The organism is Mesorhizobium kowhaii, from assembly GCF_003253745.1.
GTDB classification, from domain to species: Bacteria; Pseudomonadota; Alphaproteobacteria; order Rhizobiales; family Rhizobiaceae; genus Mesorhizobium; species Mesorhizobium kowhaii.
The window spans coordinates 171,593-189,979 of sequence record NZ_MZXV01000032.1; the positions used below are offsets into that span (position 1 = coordinate 171,593).

Consider the following 18,387-nt stretch of genomic DNA (forward strand, 5'->3'; position numbering starts at 1 on the left):
GATGCCGGTACCGGGGGCAGGTTCTTCAGCTCTGCTGCGCTCAACCGTCTCTCCTCATCTGCCGAGACCCCTCAGGCCAATTCGGCGAACAGGCTATTGTAGCCCGTCTTCGTGATTCGCACCTGGATAATGTCACCGATTTCGCCGGCCTTTTCATCAACAATAACCGGCTGCAGCCAAGGCGAGCGGCCGACCTTCTGGCCGGCCTGGCGGCCAGGCTTCTCGATCAGCGTGTCGATGGTGCTGCCGACCAGGCTTGTGCCGAAATCCTGCTGCTGTTTCAGAAGCAGGGCCTGCAGCCGCTGCAACCGCTCGTCCTTGACCGTTTCCGGCACATGGTCGGCCATCTCGGCGCCCGGTGTGCCGGGACGCGGCGAATATTTGAACGAGAAGGCCGAGGCATAGTTCACCTGGCGCACCAGTTCCATGGTCGCCTCGAAATCCGCCTCGGTCTCGCCGGGGAAGCCGACGATGAAGTCACCGGAAAGCGCGATATCTGGTCGCGCGGCACGGATGCGGTCGAGCAGCGCCAGATAATCCTTCGCGGTATGCCGGCGGTTCATCGCCTTGAGGATGCGGTCGGAGCCTGATTGAACCGGCAGATGCAGGTAAGGCATCAACGCCGGCAGATCACGGTGGGCTGATATCAGTTCATCATCCATGTCGCGCGGGTGGCTGGTGGTGTATCGCAGCCGCGCCAGCCCTGGGATTTCGGCCAGCCTGAACAGCAGCCGGCCAAGGCCCCACTCTTCGCCGTTCTCGCCCTGGCCATGCCAGGCATTGACGTTCTGACCGAGCAGCGTCACCTCGCGCACGCCAGCTTCGGCCAGCCGCTGCGCCTCCGCAACGATCTGCGCCACCGGCCGCGACACTTCCGAACCCCTTGTGTAAGGCACGACGCAGAAGGTGCAGAACTTGTCGCAGCCTTCCTGGACGGTGAGGAAGGCGGTGACGCCGCGCTTGATGACCTCGGCGCGTTTCGGCTGCGGCAGATGCTCGAACTTGTCCTCGATGGCATAGTCGGTCTCGACGATCTTCTCGCCGCCGCGCACCCGCGCCAGCACATCGGGCAGCCGGTGATAGGTCTGCGGGCCGATCACCAGATCGACGGCGGGCGAACGGCGGATGATCTCGGCGCCTTCGGCCTGCGCCACGCAGCCCGCGACGCCGACCAGCATCTCGCGCCCGGCCACGGCGCGTTCTACCTTCATATCGCGGATACGGCCGAGCTCGGAATAGACCTTTTCGGCCGCTTTCTCCCTGATATGGCAGGTGTTGAGCAGCACCAGATCGGCCTCGCCAATGGCATCGGTGGCGGTATAGCCGTCGGCGGCCAGCGCATCGGCCATGCGCTGTGAATCATAGACGTTCATCTGGCAGCCATAGGTCTTGATGAAGACCTTCCTGGTCGCCACGGCCGGCGCGGCCATCGCTTCGGCCGCGGCGTCGATGTCGTCACGCTCTATCGTGTTCAAGTCCATCTGGCGGCTTCTAACGCCTTTCCGTGACAAAAAACAGACGATTCTCCGCCGCGGTCGTGATGCACACTGGCGCACCCACCACCTGTCTACCGGCTCGGGTGCGGATCGGCGAGTGCCGCCTGCATCATCGCGCGCACCTGGCTTTCCATCAGCTTCGACGTTTCCTTGCGGTTCGAGCCCTTGGAAAAGGCGATCGGTTCGCCGAAATGCACCTCGACGTCGAGTGCCCCTTCCGCCAGCAGCACCTTGAGATGCGGCATCAGGTCCTCATCGCCGATCCAGGCGGCAAGCGGCCGGTGCCGGCGGCCGAGCGGCACGCCGTGCAGGCGCGTGTAGGCGATCGCCACCGGCTGGATGAAGACCTGCTCGGCCGCACCTTCCGAAATCGCCATCGAGGCGGCGCCGAACAGCGTGCTCTTGAAGGGCAGGACGATGTTGCCGTCGCCGGTCGAGCCCTCGGCGAACAGCACCATGGCGTCGCCCTTGGCCATGCGGCTGGCGATCTCGCTGGCCTGGTCGCCGGACGAACGCTTGCGCTCGCGCTCGATGAAAACGGTGCGCTGCAGCTTCGACAGCATGCCGATCAGCGGCCAGCCTTCCATATCGGCTCTGGCGATGAACTTCACGTCGACCATCGAGCCGAGCACCATGATGTCGGTCCAGGAGATGTGGTTAGACGCAACCAGCAAAGGGCGCTTGTCGGACAGCGCGCCCTTGACATGGATGCGCATGCCCAGCGCCCGGATGATCAGCCTGTGCCAGATTTTCAGGATAAAGGTTTCCGGCCACCAGCCGGTCTTCATCGACAGCATCTGCAACGGCACGAGGACCAGCGAACCGGCGGCGACAAGGCCCAGCGCCAGGAAAATCCTGATTTTTCCGATCATACAGTCCCGGCTCTGCCGTTACAGCGCCGCGCGTCCTTTTTGGATGCGCAAGGGACGCTGTAACCCTTGGATTTGGCGCCTCTGGCTAGCGAAGATCGCGGCGCATGACAAGCGCCCCGGTCGGTCCGTGCTCGGACGACCTGTAGTAGTTGGGACGTTTGCCGACCTCGCGGAAGCCCAGTCGCCGGTAGAGGGCGATCGCCGCAACATTGGTCTCGTCGACCTCGAGGAACAGCGCTTCGGCGCGCTGCGCGTGCAGTTCGCGCAGCACCGCATCCATCAACTGCCAGCCCAGCCCCTGCCGGCGGTGGGATCGCGCCACCGCGACGGTCAGGATCTCGCCCTCGCCGGCCGCCAGCCTGGCCAGCACGAAGCCAACCGGCGGCTTGGCGCCCTGCCCGGTTTCGCGCGCAGCATAGCCGAACACGGTATCCTGTTCGAGCAAGGCGGCGAATTCGCCATCGGTCCACGGGCGGACAAAATCCTCGCGATGCAGCAGCGAGACCGCCGGGCTGTCGGCGATCTTCAGCGGCTCGAGCGCGTAGTCCCGGCGGCGTGGTTGGAGAAAAGGTATGCGCATTTATCTTTCTTGCCTTGACAGTATGAACCCAGCCTGCGGCTTGGCGTCGGCGCCGCGCAAATAGAGCGGTTTCGGCCTCTCACTCCCGCCCTTGGCGGCAGCCAGGCGAGCGTAGGCGACAATGTCGGCGGTGGCCGTCTCGGGACCGATATCGAAGGCGCGCCCTGCTGAGGCAGCGATCTGCGCTGCCGCGGTGCCGGCGAGCACCGAGGCGCTTTCCGTCGCCATGGTCACGGCATTCGCCAGTGTGGTCACAGCCGGACCGTAAGTCAAAGCCGACATTTCATCGAAAAGGGCGGCATGGAGTTCCTCGCGGCCGGCGTCGAGCGCCGCCAGTACGGCGCGGCCGGGAAATGTCGCTGCTGCCTCAGCGGCCAGCGCCTCCAGTGTCGTGACTCCGATCGCCGGGACTTTCAGCGCCAGCGCCAGGCCGCGCGCTGTCGACACGCCGACCCGCAGACCGGTGAAGGAGCCGGGACCGACGGAGACGGCGATGGCGCCAAGACCGGCATAGTCGGTTGCGGCCACTTTCAGCGCTTCGGCGATGACGGCCATCAGATGCTCGGCATGGCCCTTACCTAGATCGAGCACCGAGCGGCCAAGCTCCTGCTTCGCCTCAGCGTCATAGACGCAAGCGGCGCAGAGGTTGGCGGCACAGTCGATGGCAAGCAATTTCATGAAACGACCGGTTCGAGAAACAATTCCCTGTGCCCGCCACGGCCCGCCATCGCAAGGGGATAGTGCATAATTTGTTAAGCGGCTTCGCTTCGGCTTGGCAGGAAAAGCATCTATGCGGCGTGTTCGATGCGCAGCATGTGGTTGTCCCAGACATAGTCCGGTTCGGACCGGGTCGCCCCGCTGCCCTCGATGATTTCGCCGGCGCCTGTGGTCGCCATGAAACCCGTTCTGTCGGGCGCCACGCCGCAGACCTCCACCAGCGCGCTGTTCGAGACGATCCGGCCGTTCGCAGCGTCGATCACCACAAGCGAATTGCCTTCCGGTGACGAGACGGCGACGGTGCCGGCCACCGGATTGGCGGCGACCGAACCGATATAGTTGCGGAAACCGGACAGCACGTCCTGCGGCATGTCGAGCAACTGCAACTCCTTGCCGCGCGCGGCGCGGCCGACCAGCAGCGGCCGATCGGTGCCCGGCCCCCGGTACTGGCAACCGAACCAGACCGTGCCGGATCGGTCGGTATCCATGTGGCGGATCGACAGCTGGTGCAGTGCCGCCGGCAGTTCGTGCTTCTCGATGAGGTCGCCGGTGACGCGGTCGATCAGCACATAGGACGGCTTCATGGTGGCGATGTTGAGCTCGGCGCGGCCATAGTCCGGATGGGTCTCGATGCCGCCATTGGCAACCGCAATCGTCTTGCCGTCACCCAGGAGCAGAAGTTCGTGCGGCCCCATGCCATAGGTCGGGAATTCGCCGACGCGGCTGAATTTCGCCCGCGCATCGTAGATACCGACGACGCCGGCGGCATTGTCGAAGTCGTTTTCGGTGGCGTAGAGCAGCGTCCCATCGGGCGAGAACACGCCGTGGCCGAAGAAATGCCGGCCGGTGATGCTGGCGATGGTCAGCGGCTCCTCGCGGCCCGAATGGTCGAAGACCACGGCGAAGGTGCCGGGCTGGCGAGCGAAGACCACCGAACGCTTCGACACCGGATCGAAAGTGACGTCGTGGCCGCGATCGGGCAGGTCGATCGCATGCAAGAGCTTGCCGGCTTCGGACAGGACAGCGGCGCCGAAACTGCCATCGCGCTTGACGAAGGCGGTGGCGAAGACGGCGTCGGCCGCAAGCGTCTTCGCCCAGGCCGACGGTGCCATCGCGGCGGCAAAGCCAATGCCTGTAGCCCTGAGGAAATCGCGGCGGTCGATCAGTGGCGTCTTCAAGGATCAGTCTCTCTTTTTGAGCATGATCTTTTCCGAAAATCGGCTTCCACTTTTCGGGATCATGCTCAGTCTCCGTCAAGCGACGAGAAGCCGGCGGTCAGGCCGAATTCGGCGGTCAGCCTGGTGCCGATCAGGGTCGACAGGCTGGAGGTGATCAGCGCGAAGTGATCGAGCTTTTCACGCAGCGCCGGATCGGCAAGCGCCTTGTCGATCGGACCGCTGACGGCCTTGGCGGTGGCGACGCCGTTGACCAGCTGGATATGGATCGATTCCGCCATCCAGCGCGCATCGGGCGGCAATGCGTCGCCGAGCTTCGAAGCCTGGAACAGATTGTCTATTCCCGACAGATTGGCGGCCAGCGAATTGGTGGTGTTCTGCGACCGCCAGTAGATTGCTTGCCTGGGCTTGTCCGCATTCGGCTTGCCGCCGAAAAAGCCCTTCAGGCGCACATCGCGCACCATTTCCAGCTCATTGATGAAGACGCCGACCAGTTCGGTCACAGCTTCGTTGCCGTCACGGTAAAGCGCGTTCTGCGGCCCCGGATTGGCCCAAAGGGCGGCAAAGCCGTCCGGCTTGTTCCAGGCGGCGCTGACCTCGCCGGCCATGGTTTCGATGTTGCCGGCAACCGCCGCGCCATAAGCGCAGCGATAGGGATCGGCTTTGCCCGTCAACGCATCGGCGCCATCGCCGTAAAGGACGAACTCCAGCGCGCCCAGCCCCTGCATGGCGACACTCTTGCCGGCCAGCTGTGCCGCATCGGTGGCGGTCGGGTCCTTGTCGGACAGCGCCGCCTGCACCTGCTTCAGGCCGATGCTCTTGCGGTCCGGCCAGAACAGCATGCGTTCCAGCCGGTTGTTCTCCTTGATCGGTCCGAACCCGATGATCTCGGCTGATGACCAAGCATCGACCGTCGCCGAAAACCGGACCCGCGCCGCATCGAGGTCTTCTTGCGAGGGCGCGGTGCAGAGCGTGTGCATCGCCTTGGTCAAACGGCCGGCATGGTCGTGCAGGCCGGCATAGGCCGGGCGGACAAAGCCGTCGATCGCCCGCTGGATGATTTCGGAGGCTTTCACAGCCGCCGACGCCGGGACGACGCCCAGCAAAGCCAGCGGCAGAACGAGAACCAGTGCAGAGCGCTTGAGCATCACAGTGACTCCAGGAATTTGAGCAGCGCCTCACGGTCAGCCACGTTGGCGGCGGCAAAGCGGTCGCGCGCCTTCTGCGCCTCACCACCATGCCACAGGATCGCCTCGGTCAGGCTGCGCGCGCGGCCATCATGCAGGAAGAATGAATTGCCGTTGACCGTTTCGGTGAGGCCGATGCCCCACAATGGCGGGGTACGCCACTCATTGCCCGTGGCTTCGCCCGCGGCCTGGCCGTCGGCCAGATCTGGCCCCATGTCGTGCAGCAGGAAGTCGGAATAGGGCCAGATCAACTGGAACGCCTGCGCATTGTTGGGCGTGCCGCGACGGGTGACGAATTTCGGCGTGTGGCAGGCAATGCAGCCCATCTCGTAGAATATCTTTTTGCCCGCGAGCACGTCTGGCCGATCGAGGTCGCGGCGCGCCGGCACGGCCAGGTTCTGCGAATAGAAGGTAACGAGATCCATCACCGGCACCGGCGCCTCGACCGGGCCGAGGCGCGGCTGCACGCCATTCGGCATGGCCAGGCATTTTTCCTGTGCGGTGGTGCAGTCGCCCCAATGTTTCGGCTCTTCCGGCGTCGAGATGCCGATGTCGCCGGCAAAGGCATCCGCTGCCTGCTGGCGGATCGACGCGGTCTGTGCCTTCCAGCCGAAACGGCCAAGCGTCAGCTCTCCGCTCTGGCCGTCGCGGACGATGTTGGGCCTGCCGGAAATGCCATCACCGTTTCGGTCGTCCGGATCGGCATGGGCGAGGATGTCCGCCGGGGCAATCTGCTCGATCAGGCCAAGGCCGATCATCGGCGGCGTCAGGCGCGGCGACAGCGTGGTGCGCGGATCAAGCGGTCCATAGCTGGGATCGACGACCGAATAGCTGGGTTTGCGCAGCGAAATCACGGTGCCGTCCGCCAGCGTCACCTGCCGTTCCTGATAATCGACATGCATCCTGCCTTCGCCGCGCAGGCCGGGCACGGCCAGCTCCTGCAATTGCGTGCCGTAGACGGGGTCGGGAAGGTTGAGCAGCCTGTGGTCGGCAAGCGCTGCCTTCTCTTCCGCGCTGCTCGCCTCGCGGGCCAGTCGCAGGAACATCGAGGTGGTGCCGGCGTCGCCTTGCGGCGGGCGGCCGCGGCCGTCCTTCAGATGGCAGTTCTGGCAGGCGCGTTCGTTGAACAGCGGACCAAGCCCGTCCGAAGCCTGTGTCGAGGATGGCGACGACACCCAGTTCTTGCGGAACAGGGCGTTGCCGAGCTTGAAGGTGCCCTCTTCCTCGAAGGTGATGTTGGCCGAGGATTGCGAGAAGGAATCGCGGCTGACGTCCTTCCTGGACGTGCCGGCGCCACCCTGCATCAGTTCGAACTGCTCGGGCTTGGAGAAATCCGACGTCGGCCTGGTGATGGCGGCGACGCGCGCCTGGTCCTTCGGATTGAGGTCGGTGCGCCTGGTGGCGAGGCCGGCGGGCTGAAGGTCGCCGGCAAGCGCTGAAGAGGTGAGCGCCACCACAAGGATGACGCAGCGCCCGCGCGCCGATCCGGCTGGCGTTTTGTGACGGGGCGGCGAGCCGTTGGCCCGCCGCAAGCGGCGCACGAATTCTAGCAGGCGCCGCACTCCCGCATGTCCTTAGTCCGCCTCGTCCGCCGATGCGGCGTTGAGCTGGCCGTATTTTTCCTCACCGATCGAAGCAAGCAGGTCGAGCTGCGTCTCGAGGAAGTCGATGTGACCTTCCTCGTCCGCCAGCAACTCCTCGAACAGCTTCATCGTCACGTAATCGCCCGCTTCCTCGCAGATCTCACGCGAGCGCTTGTAGGCGGTACGCGCGTCATATTCGCCGGCAAGATCGGATTCGAGCACTTCCTTGACATTCTGCCCGATGCGCAACGGCGCCACGGATTGCAGGTTCGGATGGCCTTCAAGGAAGATGATGCGGGCCACGAGCCGGTCGGCATGGTGCATCTCCTCGATCGATTCCGCGCGTTCCTTCTTTGCCAGCTTGGCGTACCCCCAGTCCTCCAGCAGACGGAAATGCACCCAATACTGGTTGACGGCGCCGAGCTCCAGAAAAAGAGCCTCGTTAAGCCGCTCGATGATCTGCTTTTCGCCTTTCATGGGTTCTGCTCCCGTATTGGACGCGCAGGCCTCTGACGCGATCCAGGTGTGAAACGATATCCACGCCGCTCGCCTCCGAGCGGGCGTGGTAATTTTCGGTGACCCGAATGATCGTTTCGACCACATTTGGGAAACAGCCGCAACAGCGACCGCGCTTTTGCATGGCGTGATAAACCTTCGCCGGCACGATCAGTTGCCAGGGGTCCTGGTCCAGCAGCCCGATGATCGTCTGCTCGATTTCCCTCTCGGTGATGATGTTGCAATGGCAGATCAGCATTACATGGCTCGGATGGCTGACGGCGCCTCCCGCGCCGTGTGGCTTGATTTCTTACCGGAGCCTATTCCGAAGCCGATTGTCCGGCTCCGGATCAGGCCCCAGGCCTTCGACGTTACTTGAACACCTTGTCCGGCGCGTCGAGGCTGTCGGAGCCTTCGAAGGCGATGGCGTTGAGCTTCAGGGTGCCGACGGCGCGTTCGATCGACTTGGTCTGGTCGATCAGCGCGTCGATCGCCGCCTGCACGGTGGCGTTGCCTTCCGTGTTGCCCTCGGCGATCTGCTGGTCATAGGCCTCGCCGGCCAGTGCCCGCGCCTTGATCGCCTCCATCTTGGCAACCGTGACATCGAGCTTGCCCGACAGTTCCTTGTCGATCGCCGGATCGGCGGCCTTCACCATATCGGCCACCGAAGGCCCCGAGACGACGCTGCCGTCGAGTCTGGTGTAGCTGGCATGATAGGCGGCGCGAATACCGATGGCGTCGTAGAGATGGGAATTGAAGGTGTTGTCGGAGAAGCAGTCATGCTCCTCTTCCGGATCGTGCAGCAGCAGGCCGAGCTTCATGCGTTCGCCGGCGAGTTCGCCGTAGGACAGCGAGCCCATGCCGGTGAAGATGATCGAGATGGCGGTGTTCGGCTCGCCGTCGACGAGGTTCTTGCGGGCAGCGCCATCTTCCTTCCAGTTGCCGACCATCTCCTGAAGGTCGGAAACCAGAAGGTCGCTGGCTGACTTCAGATACTGAGCGCGGCGGTCGCAATTGCCGCCGGTGCAGTTCTTGAGGTCGTAGTCGGTATAGGGGCGCTCGCCGGCGCCTGGGCCGGTGCCATGCAGGTCCTGGCCCCACAGCAGGAACTCGATGGCGTGATAGCCGGTGGCGACATTGGCCTCGATGCCGCCGGCTTCCTGCAGCGTGCCGGAGAGGAATTCCGGCGTCAGGCTGGTGGCATCGACCTTCTTGCCGTTGATCTCGATCTCCTTGTTGGCGATCACATTGGCCGTATAGAGCGAATTCGCATCCGATTCGGTGCCATAGCTCTTGGCGACGTAGTCGATCAGCCCTTCGTCGAGCGGCCAGGAGTTCACCTTGCCTTCCCAATCGTCGACGATCTTGTTGCCGAAACGGTAGACTTCGGTCTGCTGGTAGGGGACACGCGATGCCTTCCAGGCGTCGCGGGCGGCGTTGAGGGTTTCCGCCGATGGATTGGCCAGCAGAGCGTCGACCGCCTTGTCGAGCGCCTGCGCCGTGGTCAGCGAATCCTCATATTTGGCGAGCCCGATATCGGCATAGGTCTTGATGACCGCCTTCGCATCGGTTTCCGCCTTGGCCGGCAGCACGAACACCGCCGCCGTCAGCAGGGCCGTGGCGCCGATCGCGGCGAGCCTGCCGCCATACCGTGCCGTTATCATCGCTCTCATGATTGTCATCTCCTCAGGAATTCACTGAAATAGGGGCGCGGCAACGGGCGGCCTGCACCAAGTCAGGCAGGCAACGCCATCCGGCAAAAAAATGGCCACGACAAGACGTGGTCTGCGGAAGAAAGACACCGAAATGCCTCCAATCGAAAGGGTTCAAGGCCCAGACATCAAAGGGATGCGCCAATGCGCGAGCCTCCATAAAGCTTCGACGTTGGTGGAAGTCAATGAAAATCGACAGGAAAAGCCAATTGAAACAACAGTTTAGAATTATTCTAAACTACGACAGTCAACTTTATGTATCGGCCTGCGCCAGGTCTTGCTGCTGAACTGTGCGATTGACAGCCGCCATTCCGGGTGCGACCCGCAAAAGCGCTCTTGCGGCGGCGCCAGACAATTGCCACTTGGCGAGACGTCCTAGAATCGAACCGGGATTGGAGTGCGATGAAGAACGGTGTGGTCATTGTCGGCGCGGGTCATGCGGGCGTGCAAGCGGCCGCAAGCCTGCGCGAGGAGGGCTATGACGGACCGGTGATCCTCATCAGTGACGAGAACGAACTGCCGTACCACAAGCCGCCGCTGTCGAAGACCTTCATCAAGGATGCCGCGGCCAAACCGCAACCGCTGCGCGGCGAAGCCTTCTACACCGGCAGCGCCATCGATTACCGGCCTGGCGTCAGGATCGACCGTATCGATGCCGCGCGCCGCAACCTGGACATCGCCGGCGGCGGTGCGCTTGGCTTCGATCACCTGATCCTGGCGACCGGTTCGCGCCCACGCACCCTGCCGCTGCCCGGCTCGGATCTTTCCGGCGTGCTGTCGCTGCGTTCGCTGGCCGACGCGCGGCTGATCCGCGAGTTGAGCACACAGAGCGACGATGTCGTCATCCTCGGCGGCGGCTTCATCGGGCTGGAAATTGCCGCGACGCTGCGGGCGGCCGGCCGCACGGTAACGGTGGTCGAAGCGCTCGACCGGCTGCTCGGCCGCGCCGTGGCGCCTGTCGTGGCGAGCCATGTCCGCCAAAGGCTGGAAGCTATCGGTGTGCGCATCCTTACCGGCACCAGCATTGCCCGGCTCGAAGGCGAAAACGGCCATGTCGTGTCCGCGATCACCTCCGCCGGCGAAAGGCTGCCGGCGCGCATGGTCATCGTCGGCATCGGCGCCGTGCCGAATGTCGAACTGGCGCAGGAAGCAGACCTGGCTGTCGCCAACGGCATCCGCGTCGATCACCAGATGCGTAGCTCGGTGCCTGAGATTCTCGCCATTGGCGACGCCGCTTCCTACCGGCATTGGTTCACCGGCGGCGACGTGCGGCTGGAATCGGTGCAGAACGCCACCGACCAGGCGCGGCTCGCCGCACGCACCATTACCGGCCATGCCGACGCCTATTCGGCGGTGCCGTGGTTCTGGTCCGACATCGGCGACATGAAGCTGCAGATGGTCGGCCTGACCGCCGGCGGCGACAGCCATGTCGTACTGGGCGACCTGCCCGACAACAAATTCTCGATCTATCACTATGCCGGAGACCGGCTGCTCGGCATCGAATCCGTCAACCGCCCAGGCGACCACATGCTTGGTCGCAAGATGCTCGGCGCAGGCTTCTCGCCAACGCCGCAGACGATTTCGACTGGCCCCGAAGGCCTGAAAGCGGCGCTGGCTGCTTTCCTCGAGAGCGTGCCCGCCAGAGCGGCAGGATAATACCGCGCCCTTCAGGCCGGCGCCCCGCCGATCAGGCGGCGCAGACTTCGCGGATCGCGCTTTCCAGAATGTCGAGCGCCTCGTTCATGACACCGTCCTGGATGGTGATTGGTGCGAGGAAGCGGATGACGTTGCCAAAGACGCCGCAGGTCAGCAGGATCAGCCCCTTGTCGAGCGCCTTCAGCCTGATCGCATTGGCGATCTCGGCCGACGGCAGGCCTTTCTTGACGTCGTTGAACTCGACCGCGTTCATGAAACCGAGGCCTCTGATATCGACGATCTCGGGCACGTCGTCACGGATCGACTGCAGCCGCTGCTTCAGCCTTGCACCCAGCGTGTTGGCGCGGTCGCAGAGCTTCTCCTCTTCGATCACATCGAGCACGGCATGCGCGGCGGCGACACCGATCGGACTGCCGCCATAGGTGCCGCCGAGCCCGCCGGGGCCGGGCGCATCCATGATCTCGGCGCGGCCGGTGACCGCGGCCAGCGGGAAACCGCCGGCCAGGCTTTTCGCCATGGTGGTGATGTCGGCCGCCACCTCATGGTGATCCATGGCAAACATCTTGCCGGTGCGGGCAAAGCCGGTCTGCACTTCGTCGGCAATCAAAAGCATGCCGTGCTGGTCGCAGAGCTTGCGTAGCGCCGTCAGGAACTCACGCGGCGCGTCGTAGAAGCCACCCTCGCCCTGCACCGGCTCGATGATGATGGCGGCAACCCGGGCCGGGTCGACATCGGCCTTGAACAGCCGGTCGAGTGCGGCCAGCGAATCGGCGACCGACACACCGTGCAGCGGCACCGGGAACGGCGCGTGGTAGACGTCGCCCGGCATGGCGCCGAAGCCGACCTTGTAGGGCACGACCTTGCCGGTCAGCGCCATGCCCATGAAGGTGCGGCCGTGGAAGCCACCGGCGAAGGCGATGACCGCCGCACGGCCGGTGGCGTTGCGGGCGATCTTGATGGCATTCTCGACCGCCTCGGCGCCGGTGGTAACGAAGATCGTCTTCTTCTCGAATTTGCCGGGCAGCATGCCGTTAAGCCGTTCGGCCAGCCGCACATAGCTCTCATAGGGCACCACCTGGTGGCAGGTGTGGGTGAAGCGGTCGAGCTGTGCCTTGACCGCCTCGATCACCTTCGGATGGCGATGGCCGGTGTTGACGACGGCGATGCCCGACGAGAAGTCGATGTAGCGGCGGCCTTCGACATCCCATATCTCCGAGTTTTCAGCCCGGTCCGCGTAGATTTGCGTGGTCATGCCGACGCCGCGCGAGATCGACTGGTTCTTGCGTTCGGAAATGGCTGAATTCTTCATGGGATTCCTCATCGGGCCGGCGCCCGTTCTTGTTTGATGTCGCTGACACGTCTTCTGACCTTATTTCACGTTTTCCTCAAGTCGGCACCGTCAACAGGCGATTGGGCCTGTCGCCCGGCGCCGCCTTAACCAGTCGACCGGTACGCGTACGAGAGAGGTTCCCTTTTCCCCGGGATCGATTATCTTCGGACGGCCCGCGAGGCTCCGCGGTGGGGAGCGTCCTACGCAGGCAGGGGAAGCCATGAGCAGGAACGCGACATCGTCCGCCTTGCAGCCATCGCCCCCCAGCCTTTTGCCGTTTCGAAACGCCTCGATCCTTGCCTGGGCGATGGCGAGTCTGCTGCTTGCCGGCTGCCAGAAGCAGGAGGCCGAACAGAGGCTGCCGGTGATGGTGCGCACCGAGACAGTCGCGATCGCAGACTTTTCGCCAAGGACCTCGCTGACCGGCGTGATCGCGGCGCGCACGCTGAACAATCTGTCGTTCCGGGTCGGTGGCCGCGTCGCCGAGCGCCTGGTCGATGTCGGCCAGCATGTCGATCAAGGTGCCGTGCTCGCCCGCATCGATCCGCAGGAGCAGGAATCCGATTTGCGCTCGGCACAGGCCGATCTTGACGCCGCGCAGGCTCAGCTGACCCAGTCCGCCGCAGCCTTCGAGCGGCAGAAGACGCTGCTTGCCCAGGGTTTTACCACCAGGCGCGACTATGACGCCGCCGACCAGGCGCTGAAGGTGGCGCAAGGTAGTGTCGATGCCGCGCAGAGCGCACTAACCAACGCCCAGCAGAACCTGTCCTTCACCGAGCTCAAGGCGGGTGCCGCCGGCGTCATCACCGCCCGCCAGGTCGAAACTGGACAGGTGGTGCAGGCGGCGCAGACCGTCTTCACCGTCGCCGAAGACGGCGATCGAGACGCGGTGTTCAATGTCCAGGAAACATTGGTCGCCAAAACGGCGCCATCGCCGGCGGTGACGATCACGCTGTTGTCGGACCCGCAGGTGAAGGCCGTGGGCAAGGTGCGCGAAGTATCGCCAGCGGTGGATCCGGCTTCGGGCTCGATCCGGGTCAAGGTCGCCATTCCCGACACGCCCGCCGGCATGCCACTGGGAGCGGCTGTCATCGGCTCGGTCAGCGCCAGGCCGGCGAAGGCTATCCTGTTGCCCTGGCAGGCGCTCACCTCCACTGCCGGCAAACCGGCTGTCTGGATCGTCGACCCCTCGACCAAGGCGGTTGCGACGGCGCCGGTCGAGGTGCTGGCATTCGAATCGGGCACGGTCGTCATCGCCAGCGGCCTGAACGAAGGCCAAAGCGTCGTTACGGCAGGCGGGCAGTTGCTCAGTCCCGGGCAAACGGTCGAGATATCGGGAGCGGGCCAATGAGAAGGCTGCCGCACCTTGTGCTTGGCCTGTTTGCACTTGGCACGCTCGTGTCCTGCTCGAAGTCCGAGGAAAAGCCGCCCGAGATCATCCGGCCGGTGCTGTCGGTGGTCATCGAGCCGCGCACCACCCAGACCTACGGCTTTGCCGGCTCGGTCGAGCCGCAGGTCAGTGCCGACCTCGCCTTCCGCCTGCTTGGCCGGGTTGTGTCGCGCGACGTCAATGTCGGCGACATCGTCAGCAAGGGCACGACGATCGCCGCGCTCGACCCGACCGCACTGGAGCTGGCCGTCCAGGCCGCCAAGGCGGAACTCTCCAATGCCGAGGCGCAATTCGCCGACGCCGCAGCCAGCGAAGAACGCCAGCGCCAACTGCTTGCCGCCGCCAACACCACGCAGGCGGTCTTCGATTCCGCGCAGCAGGCGAGGAAAGCGGCGGAGGCCGGCGTCGAACGGGCCAAGGCCTCGCTTGCCAAATCGCAGGAGCAGCTTGGCTACGCCCGGCTGTTCTCGGATTTCGACGGTGTCGTCACCGCCACCGGCGCCGAGGTCGGCCAGACGGTCTCGCCTGGCCAGACGGTCGTCACGGTGGCGCGCTCGGACCTGCGCGAGGCGGTGGTCGACATTCCCGACCAGTTGATCGGTGACCTCACGGCCGGCACGCCATTCCAGGTCATCCTGCAATCGCTGCCGACGATCCAGACCGAGGCCAAGCTGCGCGAGATCGCGCCGCAGGCCGAAGGCTCGACCCGCACGCGGCGCGTGCGTCTGACGCTCACCGATCCGCCGCAAGCCTTCCGACTCGGCTCGACAGTGACGGCGACCCGCGTGACCAAGGTTGCGCCGACGATAGAATTGCCCATGTCGGCACTGCTTGAGAAGGACGGCGTCGACAAGGTGTGGATCGTCGATCCGCAGACATCGAGCGTTAACGCCAAAGATATCAAGGTCGCCGCCAAGGGCGCCGCTACCTTCACCGTCGCCGGAGGGCTGGAAGCCGGTATGCGCGTCGTCACCGCCGGCGTCCACAGCCTGAGCGAAGGCCAAAAGGTCAAAGTGCCGGAGGGCGGCGTCTGATGAAGGGCTTCAATCTCTCCGACTGGGCGCTCAGCCACCGCTCCATGGTCTGGTACTTCATGCTGGTCTTCGTGGTGGCCGGCATCTTCTCCTACCTCAATCTCGGTCGTGAGGAAGACCCCAACTTCACCATCAAGACGATGATCATCCAGGCAAATTGGCCGGGCGCGTCGGTCAAGGAGACCGGGCAGCAGGTGACCGACCGCATAGAGAAGAAGCTCGAGGAGCTCGACAGCCTCGACTTCACCAGATCCGTCACCACCGCCGGCCAGACCGTCATCTTCGTCAACCTGAAGGACACCACCAAGGCGCGCGATGTCGTGTCGAACTGGATTCAGGTGCGCAACATGGTCAACGACATCCGGACGCAGTTTCCGCAAGGCGTGCAGGGACCGTTCTTCAACGACCGCTTCGGCGATGTCTTCGGCAACATCTACGCCTTCACGTCGGACGGGCTGACGCCGCGCCAGCTGCGCGACTATGTCGAGGACGTCCGCACCAAAATCCTGACCGTGCCGAATGCCGGCAAGGTCGATCTCGTCGGCGCGCAGGACGAGGCGATCTATCTCGAATTCTCGACCCGCCAGATCGCCGCCCTTGGCCTCAACCAGCAAGCGATCGTTGCCAGCCTGCAAGCGCAGAACGCGATCACGCCGTCCGGTGTCATCGAGTCCGGGCCGGAGCGCATCAGCGTGCGCGTCGGTGGCCAGTTCACTTCCGAAGAGAGTCTGCGTGCCATCAATCTGCGCGTCAACGACCGCTTCTTCCGGCTGAGCGACGTGGCGACGATCACGCGCGGCTATGTCGATCCGCCGACGGCGCTGTTCCGCTTCAATGGCCAGGATGCCATCGCGCTCGCCATCGGCATGAAGCCCAACGCCAATCTGCTGCAGTTCGGCGAGGCGCTGCACACGGAGATGAACAAGGTGCTGGCCGACCTGCCGGTAGGCGTCGGTGTGCATCTGGTCGCGGACCAGCCCGTCATCGTCGAGGAGGCCGTCTCGGGCTTCACGCGCGCGCTGTTCGAGGCGGTCGCCATCGTGCTCGCGGTGTCCTTCATAAGCCTAGGCATGCGCGCCGGCTTCGTCGTGGCGCTGTCGATCCCGCTAGTGCTGGCCATCACCTTCACGGTCATGGCCTATCTCGGCATCTCGCTGCAGCGCATCTCGCTGGGGGCGCTGATCATTGCGCTCGGTCTCCTGGTCGACGACGCGATGATCGCGGTCGAGATGATGGTGGCGCGGCTTGAGGTCGGCGACAATCTGCGCAAAGCAGCGACTTACGTCTACACATCGACTGCGTTCCCAATGCTGACCGGTACGCTGGTGACGGTCGCCGGCTTTATCCCGATCGGCCTCAACAACAGCGCCGCCGGCGAATACACCTTCACACTGTTCGTCGTCATCGCCGTATCGCTTCTGGTATCATGGATCGTGGCAGTGCTGTTTGCGCCGCTACTCGGCGTCACAATTCTTCCGGCGACGATGAAGACAAAGCACCACGACCAGCCGGGCCGCTTCACGTCACTGTTCCGGCGCGTGCTACTCGGCTCTGTGCGGCATCACTGGCTGACCATCATCGCCACCGTGCTGTTGTTTGCCGGCTCGATAGCCGGCTTCGGCCTCGTCCAGCAGCAGTTCTTTCCGCCTTCTGACCGGCCGGAGCTGATCGTCGACTGGAACCTGCCGCAGAACTCATCGATCACCGAGACGCGGGACCAGATCGAGCGTTTCGAAGGGCGCGCGCTGGCCAGCAACCCCGACATCGACCATTTCAGCTCCTATATCGGCCAGGGCGCGGTGCGTTTCCTGCTCGCCTTCGACGTGCAACCGGCCAATCCGTATTTCGGCCAGACGGTCATCGTCACCAAGACATCGAAGCGCGCAACCGGCTGAAGCCGCAACTGGAGAAGCTGCTGCGCGAGGAGTTCGTCGGTACCGATGCCTTCGTCAAGCCGCTCGAGCTGGGGCCGCCGGTCGGCCGCCCGGTGCAGTACCGCGTCGGCGGACCCGACATCCAGACGGTGCGCGGCCTGGCGCAGCAATTCGCCGGCCTCATCTCGACCAATCCGAAGCTTGCCGCGCCAACCTTCGACTGGAACGAGCCGCAGCGTGTGCTGAGGGTCGACGTGCTGCAGGACAAGGCGCGCCAGCTCGGCATCACCTCCTCCGATATCGCCAGCGCGCTGAACAGCACGGTCGGCGGCGCCACCATCACCCAGGTGCGCGACGCCACCTATCTGATCAACGTCGTGGCGCGCTCACGCGATGCCGAACGCGGCTCGATCAGGACACTGCAGAACATGCAGCTGCCGACCAGCACCGGCGAGGCGATCCCGCTCGCGGCGGTGGCCAACTTCCGCTACGAGCTGGAGCAGCCGACGGTGTGGCGGCGTAACCGCATTCCGACGATCACCGTGCGCGCCGGATTGGTCGGCGACACGCTGCCAGCGACCGTGGTCAATGAACTGAAGCCAGCCGTCGATGCCTTCATCGCCAAACTGCCGCCGGGCTATTCGGTTGAGACCGCAGGCTCGGTCGAGGAAAGCGCTAAAAGCCAGGGACCGATCGCCGCCGTCGTGCCGCTGATGCTGTTCGTCATGGCGACCATCCTGATGGTGCAGTTGCAGAGCTTCCAGCGCCTGTTCCTGGTTGTTGCTGTGGCGCCGCTCGGCCTGATCGGCGTGGTGGCCGCACTGGTGCCTAGCGGCGCGCCGCTCGGCTTCGTCGCCATCCTCGGTGTGCTGGCGCTGATCGGCATCCTGATCCGCAACTCGGTCATCCTGATCGTGCAGATCGAGGACCTCGTCACCGAAGGCAAGGACCGCTGGGCGGCGGTGATCGAGGCGACCGAGCACCGCATGCGGCCGATTGCGCTGACGGCAGCAGCCGCGAGCCTCGCGCTGATCCCGATCGCTCGGGAGGTATTCTGGGGACCGATGGCCTATGCCATGATGGGCGGCATCATCGCCGGCACGGCGATCACGCTGCTGTTCCTGCCGGCGCTTTATGTGGCGTGGTTTCGGATCAAGGAGCCGAAGCAGAGGCAGGAAAGTGAAGGCGCGCACGGGGAAACAGTGGCGGAAGGTGGGGCAGCCTGAGACGGAAATCTCGAGTTACGCCGCGATCCGTCACACCCCCCTCTGGCCTGCCGGCCATCT

At 64.4% G+C, this 18,387-nt stretch carries 14 protein-coding genes and 1 pseudogene; 4 read left to right on the forward strand and 11 right to left on the reverse strand.

Going from position 1 to position 18,387, the window contains the following annotated elements; genetic code table 11:
• Positions 1–71 precede the first annotated feature (71 nt).
• From miaB to B5V02_RS13715, 10 genes are all read right to left on the reverse strand, one after another.
• Positions 72–1,481 carry a tRNA (N6-isopentenyl adenosine(37)-C2)-methylthiotransferase MiaB gene (gene miaB, locus B5V02_RS13670; protein WP_111544695.1) on the reverse strand — a complete coding sequence of 470 codons (1,410 nt, stop codon included), beginning with the start codon at positions 1,479–1,481 and terminating at the stop codon, positions 72–74.
• Positions 1,482–1,567: 86 nt separating this feature from the next.
• Positions 1,568–2,368 carry a lyso-ornithine lipid O-acyltransferase gene (gene olsA / locus B5V02_RS13675; protein WP_111544696.1) on the reverse strand — a complete coding sequence of 267 codons (801 nt, stop codon included), beginning with the start codon at positions 2,366–2,368 and terminating at the stop codon, positions 1,568–1,570.
• Positions 2,369–2,453: 85 nt separating this feature from the next.
• Positions 2,454–2,948, reverse strand: a complete 495-nt coding sequence (gene rimI, locus B5V02_RS13680) for a ribosomal protein S18-alanine N-acetyltransferase (RefSeq protein ID WP_111544697.1) — start codon at positions 2,946–2,948, stop codon at positions 2,454–2,456.
• Positions 2,949–3,626 carry a tRNA (adenosine(37)-N6)-threonylcarbamoyltransferase complex dimerization subunit type 1 TsaB gene (gene tsaB / locus B5V02_RS13685; protein ID WP_111544698.1) on the reverse strand — a complete coding sequence of 226 codons (678 nt, stop codon included), beginning with the start codon at positions 3,624–3,626 and terminating at the stop codon, positions 2,949–2,951.
• Positions 3,627–3,736: 110 nt separating this feature from the next.
• Positions 3,737–4,843 carry a DUF1513 domain-containing protein gene (locus B5V02_RS13690; protein ID WP_111544699.1) on the reverse strand — a complete coding sequence of 369 codons (1,107 nt, stop codon included), beginning with the start codon at positions 4,841–4,843 and terminating at the stop codon, positions 3,737–3,739.
• A 65-nt stretch (positions 4,844–4,908) separates the two neighbouring features.
• Positions 4,909–5,988, reverse strand: a complete 1,080-nt coding sequence (locus B5V02_RS13695; RefSeq protein ID WP_111544700.1) for an imelysin family protein — start codon at positions 5,986–5,988, stop codon at positions 4,909–4,911.
• On the reverse strand, positions 5,988–7,589 hold the full coding sequence (locus tag B5V02_RS13700) for a di-heme oxidoreductase family protein (protein WP_111544701.1): 1,602 nt from the start codon (positions 7,587–7,589) through the stop codon (positions 5,988–5,990). Before B5V02_RS13700 ends, B5V02_RS13695 begins: the two co-directional genes overlap by 1 nt.
• Before the next feature lie 12 nt (positions 7,590–7,601).
• Entirely contained in the window at positions 7,602–8,087 is a 486-nt protein-coding gene (bfr, locus tag B5V02_RS13705) for a bacterioferritin (RefSeq protein WP_111544702.1), read from the reverse strand.
• On the reverse strand, positions 8,053–8,364 hold the full coding sequence (locus B5V02_RS13710; protein ID WP_111544703.1) for a (2Fe-2S)-binding protein: 312 nt from the start codon (positions 8,362–8,364) through the stop codon (positions 8,053–8,055). The genes bfr and B5V02_RS13710 overlap by 35 nt, the downstream gene beginning before the upstream one ends.
• 112 nt (positions 8,365–8,476) lie before the next feature.
• Complete coding sequence (locus B5V02_RS13715) at positions 8,477–9,769, reverse strand: imelysin family protein (protein WP_245445961.1); 1,293 nt, start codon at positions 9,767–9,769, stop codon at positions 8,477–8,479.
• Positions 9,770–10,219: 450 nt separating this feature from the next.
• Between B5V02_RS13715 and B5V02_RS13720 the strand changes: the two genes are divergently transcribed.
• Positions 10,220–11,473 (forward strand): NAD(P)/FAD-dependent oxidoreductase, encoded by a 1,254-nt coding sequence (locus B5V02_RS13720; protein ID WP_111544704.1) that lies wholly within the window; start codon positions 10,220–10,222, stop codon positions 11,471–11,473.
• 31 nt (positions 11,474–11,504) lie between these two features.
• On the opposite strand, the gene B5V02_RS13725 is transcribed toward B5V02_RS13720, so the two are convergent.
• Positions 11,505–12,782 carry a 4-aminobutyrate--2-oxoglutarate transaminase gene (locus B5V02_RS13725; RefSeq protein ID WP_111544705.1) on the reverse strand — a complete coding sequence of 426 codons (1,278 nt, stop codon included), beginning with the start codon at positions 12,780–12,782 and terminating at the stop codon, positions 11,505–11,507.
• A 241-nt stretch (positions 12,783–13,023) separates the two neighbouring features.
• On the opposite strand from B5V02_RS13725, the gene B5V02_RS13730 reads away from it, so the two are divergent.
• From B5V02_RS13730 to B5V02_RS13740, 3 genes and pseudogenes are all read left to right on the forward strand, one after another.
• The gene (locus B5V02_RS13730) at positions 13,024–14,154 is read left to right on the forward strand and encodes an efflux RND transporter periplasmic adaptor subunit (protein WP_111544706.1); all 1,131 of its coding nucleotides are present in this window, start codon (positions 13,024–13,026) and stop codon (positions 14,152–14,154) included.
• Positions 14,151–15,227 (forward strand): efflux RND transporter periplasmic adaptor subunit, encoded by a 1,077-nt coding sequence (locus B5V02_RS13735; protein ID WP_111544707.1) that lies wholly within the window; start codon positions 14,151–14,153, stop codon positions 15,225–15,227. The genes B5V02_RS13730 and B5V02_RS13735 overlap by 4 nt, the downstream gene beginning before the upstream one ends.
• Positions 15,227–18,327, forward strand: a pseudogene (locus tag B5V02_RS13740) (efflux RND transporter permease subunit). The gene B5V02_RS13735 and the pseudogene B5V02_RS13740 overlap by 1 nt, the downstream one beginning before the upstream one ends.
• Positions 18,328–18,387 lie beyond the last annotated feature (60 nt).